This window comes from Streptomyces albipurpureus (assembly GCF_023701525.1).
Lineage (GTDB): Bacteria > Actinomycetota > Actinomycetes > Streptomycetales > Streptomycetaceae > Streptomyces > Streptomyces albipurpureus.
The window spans coordinates 1-7173 of the sequence record NZ_JAMQAW010000087.1; the positions used below are offsets into that span (position 1 = coordinate 1).

Here is a 7173-nt window from a genome sequence, read left to right on the forward strand (position 1 = left end):
TTCGTTCCGAGGGTGCAGGAGTTGGAGCTGAGGGAGTGGGCGGCGCGTGGTCCGGGGAGTTCGAACGTTCATCTGTCGATGGCTGATGGTACGACTCATGCCCATGTTTCGGAGATGCCTCCGGGTTCGTACAAGAACGGTCATCGGCATGGGCCTGACTTTCATATTTTCCCGATGTCCGGGAGTGGGTACTCGCTTTTCTGGTATGAGGGGGAGGAGGGGTTTCGGCGGTTCGACTGGAAGCATGGCAGTGTGTATGCGCCGGCTGACCAGATGTTCCATCAGCACTTCAATACCAGTGCTGGTCCGTCTCGTTATCTTGCCATTGCCTTCGGGAGTATCCGTTACCCGGTGACCCATGAACGGAAGGCGCATTTCGACGAGGTCGACAAGAGTGTCAGGAACGGCGGGTTGCAGATCTCCACCGAGAACGAGGACCCGCGCATCCTCACGATCTTCGCCGAAGAACTCAAGAAGCAGGGCATCCCCCTCGCACCCGAATTCGCACGCAGATGGGAGCAGCTGTCCAAGAGCCCCCGTTCCGGTGAGAACTAGGGAAGGAACCGCCATGGAGCGACGGGTCCTCTTGCGGGTCGCGGGCGTCTCGGCGCTCACCCTGGCCACCGGGGCGGCGGGATACGCGGTCGGAGTGAAGGCATCCCGGGACAACACCGAACGCGCCGCCGCGCGCACGGGCGCATCGGCCCCTCCAAGCGAACCCAAGGCGTTGGGCGGCACCCCCGCCGTGGCCGCCGAGACCGCGCGCGGACGGGTCTTCGTTATGGACTCGATGCTCGATGTCGCGAACAAGACGGTCACCGCCGACGATGTGGTGGTCGGCGGTTCCTTCTGCGGCGCCTCCACCGTCAACCGGGCCATGAGCAAGGGCGTACGGGCCGTCATCGCGCATGACGCAGGGGTGGGCCGGGAACGGGCCGGCATCAGCGGACTGGCCTTCGGGGACCGCTACGGCCTTCCGGTGGCCGCGGTGGAGACGATGAGCGCCGCACTCTCCAACGGCCGCACGATGGCGGACGGCGTCATCGGCTACGCCAACGCCCGGGCCCAGGAACTCGGGGTACTCCCCGGCCAGAACGCCGTCGAAGCCGCGCGGCTACTCCTTGCGGCGCCCCCGGGACGCGCTGTGAACGGCCGGGTCGACCTGGACGAGGAGGTCTACGAGATGGAGGGGACCGCCGCCGGCGGCCGCGTCATCGCCGTCTCCACCCTGGTCACCCTCCCCAAGGGCGGTGACTACTCCCGCGATGTCGTCGCCCTCGGCAACCACGCGGGCTCGGTCATCATCCCCCTCCTCACCCAGTGGCGGGTCAGGGGCTGGATCGCCAACGACGCCGGTATGGGGAAATTCCACTCCGGTGTCGGCGGAGTATCCCTCTGCGACCCGCTGAGGATCCCGGCAGCCGCCGTGTCCACCCTGTCGGCCAGCATCGGCAGCGGCAGGAGCACCTATGAGAACGGCGTCGTCTCGGCCGTGAACGAGATGGCCCAGAAGCAGGGCGTCACCGTCGGCATGAGCGCACGGCAGGCGCTCCGACTGATGGCCGCCTGACGGGGGCCGGGCCCGGCCGCGTACACACCGCCGCGGCTGCCTCCCTCCGGCCCCCGGGCCGCGGGGGCTCGGCGATCCTCCGTGCCCCCGCGGCCTCCCCTCACCACCGACTCCCCGAAAGGCTGTTCCGCCATGACGACCATGGACCTCGAATACTCCGACGGCCCGCTGACCCTGCGGGGGTTCCTCGCCTATGACGAGTCGGTCTCCGAGCCCAGGCCCGGAGTCCTCGTCGCCTCCGACGCGTTCGGCCTCGGTGACCAGGCGCGCGAACGCGCCCAGCTGCTGAGCCGGCTGGGGTACCCGGCCCTGGCGCTCGACATGTACGGCGACGGCCGCCAAGCCGCCTCGCTCCCCGAGGGCATCGCGCTGGTCGACGAGTTGAAGAAGGACCCCGAAACGCTCCGGCGCCGCGCCCGCGCCGGCCTCAGCGCCCTGGCGGCGCAGCCCCAGGTGGACGGCGCACGCCTGGGCGCGATCGGCTTCTGCTTCGGCGGCACCGTGGCCCTGGAACTGGCCCGCGACGCGGCCCCGCTACGCGCGGCCGTCAGCTTCCACGGCAGCCTCGGGACCGAACGGCCCGCCGAGCCGGGGGAGATACGCGCACGGGTGCTGGTGTGCCACGGCGCGGCCGATCCCCTGGTCGCGCCCGAGTCCGTGGCAGCCTTCCAGGACGAGATGCGGGACGCCCACGCGGACTGGCAGGTCAACATCTACGGCGGTGCGAAGCACAGCTTCACCAATCCCGCGTCCGACCACTACGGCATGCCGGGCATCGGATACGACGAACGCGCCGACCGCCGGTCCTGGGCCGCGATGCTGGCGCTTTTCCAGGAGTCCTTCGCCATCGGGGCGCGGCTGTGACGGCAGCGGCGTCCCTCCCGCCCGCCGGGAGCGTTGGCGCCCTTCCCGCCGCACCGCGCACCCGGGACAACGAGCCGCCGCTGACCGCGGACCAACTCGCCTACGCCGCCTCCTACGCATGGAACGCGGACCACGTCGAGATGACCACCGTCGGCATCGACATCGGCTCCTCGACCACGCATCTGATGTTCGCCCGAGTGCATCTGCGGCGGCGGTCGCAGCATCACTCCAGCCAGTACGTGGTCGTCGAGCGCGAGGTCCTGTGGCGCTCTCCCGTACTGCTCACCCCCTATGTGCCGGACAACACGATCGACGCCCGACGGCTCGGCACATTCCTCAGGGACTGCTACCAGCAGGCCGGTATCGAAAGCGCCGCCGTGGACAGTGGTGCGGTGATCCTCACCGGTGAGGCGCTCAAGCGCGACAACGCGCGGGCCATCGCGGATCTCTTCGCCGATGCGTCGGGCACGTTCGTCTGCGCATCGGCCGGCCACCACCTCGAAGCGGTGCTGTCCGCGCACGGCTCGGGAGCGGTTGCCGCCTCACGGGGACAGCGGGGGAGCAGACTGCACATCGACATCGGCGGTGGCACCAGCAAGATCGCCGTGCTGGCGGACGGCGAGGTGCTGGGCACCGCCGCCGTCGCGGTGGGCGGCCGACTCGTGGCGTACGAGAACGGCCTCGTCGTACGGGCCGACGGCCCGGCACTGGACATCGCCCGCGCGGTCGGAATCCCACTCCGGCTCGGCGGCCCACTCGCGCCGGAGGATGAGCGGAGGCTGGCCCGTGCCTTCACCGAAGTGCTGGTGAGCGTGGCCACCCGGGCAACGGTCCCGCCCGGGTACCCGCCCGGGTTGCTCCTGGCCGACGACCGGCCCGATGGGGTGCGGCCCACCGCGGTCAGCTTCTCCGGCGGGGTGGCCGAGTACCTCGCCGACACCGGGAAGGAGAGCTTCGGTGATCTCGCCATTCCGCTCGCCGCCGAGATCACCGAAGCCCTGCGCGACGGCCGCCTCCCCTTGACGGTACTCGGCTCCGCACAGCGCATCCGGGCCACGGTGATCGGCGCCTCCCAGTTCACGGTGCAGGTCAGCGGCAACACCGTGGGGCTCTCATCCGAGGCGGCGCTGCCGCTGCGCAATGTGCCCGTACTGCGCCCACGCCTCGATCTCTCAGGACCGATCTGCCCGGACGTCGTGGCGGGAGCGGTCACCGCGGCGGCACGGGTCCATGACCAGGCTGTGGGCAGCGATGCCGTCGCCGTGGCTGTGCGCTGGCCGGGCGAGACCACCTACCCCCGGCTCCGGGCCCTCGCCGCCGGGCTGGTGAAGGGCATGTCAGGGCACCTCGCCGCTGACCGGCCCCTGGTGGTCCTGCTCGACGGGGACGTGGGCCGTTCACTGGCCGCGCTGCTGACCGAGGAGATGGCGGTGACGGCACCGCTGATCTGCCTCGACGGTGTCGAACTTGAGGAGTTCGACTACGTGGACATCGGCGAGATGGTCCACCCGAGCCGCGTCGTACCCGTGGTGATCAAGTCCCTGCTGTTCGCCGGCGCCGATGCCCTTCCCGCCCCGACCAGCATGTCGCGTGCCCCCGCGCACTGACACGGGACCACCCGGACAACACGGAAAGCCCCAACAGATGGAGCCTTGATGAAGACCGCGACGGCGGCCGGCGACCCACCGGCCGCCCAGGAGACCTATCGGATGCTCATCGGCGAGCACTGGACCGACGCCGGGGACGGCAGCCGCTTCGACGCCGTGAACCCCAGCACAGGGGAGCCGTGGGCCGATGTGCCCAAGGCGGGCACGGCCGATGTGGACGCGGCGGTACGCGCCGCACGGCACGCCTTCGACAGCGGAGAGTGGCCGCACCACAGCCCGGCGGAACGCGCCCGCCTGCTCCGCGGGCTCGGCGACCTGATCCTCGAACGCGAGGGTGAACTGGCCCGCGTCCAGGTGCGGGAGAACGGCAAGCTGCTACGGGAGGCCCTCGGCCAGACCAGGGCGCTCGCCGGCTTCTGCCACTACTACGCGGGCATCGCGGAGACGCTGCACGGACACACCCTCCCCACCTCCTTTCCCAACACCCTCACGTACACGCTCCGTGAGCCCATCGGCGTTGTCGCCGCGATCACCCCCTGGAACAGCCCGCTCGCCCTGCTGTGCCAGAAGCTGTGCCCCGCGCTCGCGGCGGGCAACACCGTTGTGGTGAAACCCTCGGAGTTCACCCCGGTCTCCACCCTGCTGTTCGCGCGGCTGGTCCTCGACGCGGGCTTTCCGCCCGGGGTGTTCAACGTGGTCACGGGTGACGGCCCCACCGGTGCGGCGCTCGCCGCCCACCCGCTGGTTGACAAGATCGCCTTCACCGGGTCGACGGCCACCGGCAAGAAGATCGCGGCCTCCGCGGCACAGCGGCTCGCCCGCGTCTCGCTGGAACTGGGCGGAAAGTCCCCCAACATCGTGTTCGAGGACGCGGATCTGGACGCCGCCGTGGCCGGGGCCGTCACCGGACTGTTCCACGGCACCGGTCAGAGCTGTATGGCGGGCTCCCGGGTCCTGGTGCACCACTCCCGCTATGACGAGTTCGCGGCCCGGCTCATCGATCGCGTTCGCGCGATCCGACTCGGCGATCCGCTGGACGAGGACACCCAACTCGGCCCCATCGCCTGCCGTCCCCAGTACGAAAAGGTGCTGCGCTACCTCGACATCGGTGTGGCCGACGGTGCCACCCTGCTCACGGGAGGCAGCCGGTCTTCGGAGGCGGTGCGCCTGGGCGGCTTCTTCGTCGCACCGACCGTCTTCGGCGATGTCACCAATGACATGCGCATCGCCCGGGAGGAGATTTTCGGACCCGTTATGTGCCTGCTCCGGTTCCAGGACGAGGACGACGCCGTCCGCATCGCCAACGACACCAGCTACGGCCTGGCGGCCGGGGTGTGGACCAGGGACGTCGGCCGTGCCCACCGTGTCACCAGGCGGCTGAGGGCCGGCACGGTCTGGATCAACACCTACCGCAGGACCAGCCATGCCGCGCCCTTCGGCGGATACAAGGAGAGCGGTATGGGCCGTGAGAACGGCCCGGAGGCCATCCACGAGTACACCGAGACCAAGACCGTCTGGCTTGCCCTGGGCGAGGCCGCGTCATGACCGCCCCGCCGCGACCAGTCCACCCGCGTCAGGAACCGCTGCCGCTGGTGCTCGTACCCGGAATGCTGTGCTCGCCGCGGCTGTTCGCCGAGCAGTTGCCGCAGCTCTGGCGCCATGGCCCCGTCATGGTCGCCGACATCCGGCACGACGACTCCCTCCCCGCACTCGCCCGAAGGCTCCTGGGCACCGCACCACCGCGGTTCGCCCTGGCGGGACTGTCGATGGGCGGCTATGTCGCCTTCGAGGTCATGCGCCAGGCAGGCCACCGGGTGAGCAGGCTCGCCCTGCTGGACACCACCGCGCGGCCCGACACCCCCCAGAAGCGGGAGGGACGGCGCGGCCATGCCGAACTCGCCCGCGCGGGGCGTCTCGGCGAGCTGAGCGACCTGCTCTTCCCCCGCTACTTCCACGACCCGGAGGCGGACGACGGTGCCCGGCGGGCACTGGTGCGGCTCATGGCCGAGGAGACCGGGGCGGACGCCTATCTGCGGCAGCTGGGGGCGGTGGCGGACCGTCCCGACTCGCGGTCCGGCCTCGCCGCGATCCACTGCCCCACGCTGGTGCTGGTCGGTGCGAGCGATGGGGTGACCCCGCCCGACCGGGCGGCCGAAATCGCGAACGGCATCCCCGGCGCCCGACTCGTCACCGTGCCCGAGTGCGGGCATCTGTCCACACTCGACCGGCCGCGCGAGGTCACCCGGGCCCTGGTCTCCTGGGCCCGGGACCGGGAGTGACCACCCCCTCAGCTTCCCGGCGGCCCACCGCGCGTGGGGGCCGCGTGCCCGGGCGGCGGGGAAGGAGTCCTTCCCGGCGCTGACCGACCCCCGGCACCACCGGACCTGACCCGGCGCACATAGACCAGCCCGCCCGCAGGAAGGCGTTTCCACGTCCACCGCACCCCCGTGCCCGCGCCACCCTCTCCAGGTGATGGCGAACTCCTCTGCGGTTGGCGGCAGTTCGCCAGGCTCAGGACCTTCCGCGGGCCGGGTGGACGCGAGGTGGTTCACATCCGGGACGCGTCAACTCCGCTGTCCCGTGGCAGCACCGGAGAGATCACGCCCAGGCTCTGCCGATGCGGACCGGGTGATCGGTCCGCACCCGGGTCCCGACAGAAAGTTGGGGCCGGGGTGCCGGGATCGCGCACAGAACTTAACAGTCTGGTGACATGTGAATGCAAAGTGTAGCGCTGGCTTGGATGGGTGGACCCTGTGGTCCGGTGGGGAGGTGTCGCCTGCCCGCCCGGTGGGCGCTCGCTGAAATCCACGGGCCTCTGAGGGTTGACACCACTTTAACAGACTGCTGATATGTGACTTGATTATGTAACTAGCCCGGGTCGGCTCGGCGCAACGTCAGCCGGACCCTGTGGGGCGCGATCCCAACGACAGTCTCCTGCGCCGAGCAGGAACTCTCCGGTCCATCCCGGCAGGCCGCTTCTGGACGCCACGGGGATAGGGCTCTTTCCGGAAGCTTCGAATCAGCGATCTTCATGAGCCCGAATCCGATCGGGCGAGAAGGGCGACACCATGGACGACCGTTTTCTTGTCGAGACCTATGCGGAGTGGGCTGTGGGGGAGGGGGTTCCGGTTC

General features: G+C 70.1%; 6 protein-coding genes. All 6 read left to right on the plus strand.

Features of this window, described 5'->3' with window-relative positions; translation table 11 throughout:
• Positions 1 to 351: 351 nt before the first annotated feature.
• The 6 genes from NBG84_RS36815 (at position 352) to NBG84_RS36840 (ending at position 6320) form a co-directional block, all read left to right on the plus strand.
• The gene (locus NBG84_RS36815) at positions 352 to 555 is read left to right on the plus strand and encodes a hypothetical protein (protein WP_250924065.1); all 204 of its coding nucleotides are present in this window, start codon (positions 352 to 354) and stop codon (positions 553 to 555) included.
• Between the two features lie 13 nt (positions 556 to 568).
• Complete coding sequence (locus tag NBG84_RS36820; protein WP_250924066.1) at positions 569 to 1570, plus strand: hypothetical protein; 1002 nt, start codon at positions 569 to 571, stop codon at positions 1568 to 1570.
• Positions 1571 to 1702: 132 nt separating this feature from the next.
• A complete protein-coding gene (locus tag NBG84_RS36825) occupies positions 1703 to 2434 on the plus strand; it encodes a dienelactone hydrolase family protein (RefSeq protein ID WP_250924067.1) in 732 nt (243 codons plus the stop codon).
• Positions 2431 to 4041: an ethanolamine ammonia-lyase reactivating factor EutA gene (locus NBG84_RS36830; RefSeq protein ID WP_250924068.1), complete on the plus strand. Its 1611-nt coding sequence runs from the start codon at positions 2431 to 2433 to the stop codon at positions 4039 to 4041. Before NBG84_RS36825 ends, NBG84_RS36830 begins: the two co-directional genes overlap by 4 nt.
• A gap of 48 nt (positions 4042 to 4089) precedes the next feature.
• Positions 4090 to 5586, plus strand: coding sequence for an aldehyde dehydrogenase (locus NBG84_RS36835; protein ID WP_250924069.1), 1497 nt, complete (start codon positions 4090 to 4092; stop codon positions 5584 to 5586).
• Positions 5583 to 6320: an alpha/beta fold hydrolase gene (locus NBG84_RS36840; protein WP_250924070.1), complete on the plus strand. Its 738-nt coding sequence runs from the start codon at positions 5583 to 5585 to the stop codon at positions 6318 to 6320. The genes NBG84_RS36835 and NBG84_RS36840 overlap by 4 nt, the downstream gene beginning before the upstream one ends.
• Positions 6321 to 7173: the final 853 nt, after the last annotated feature.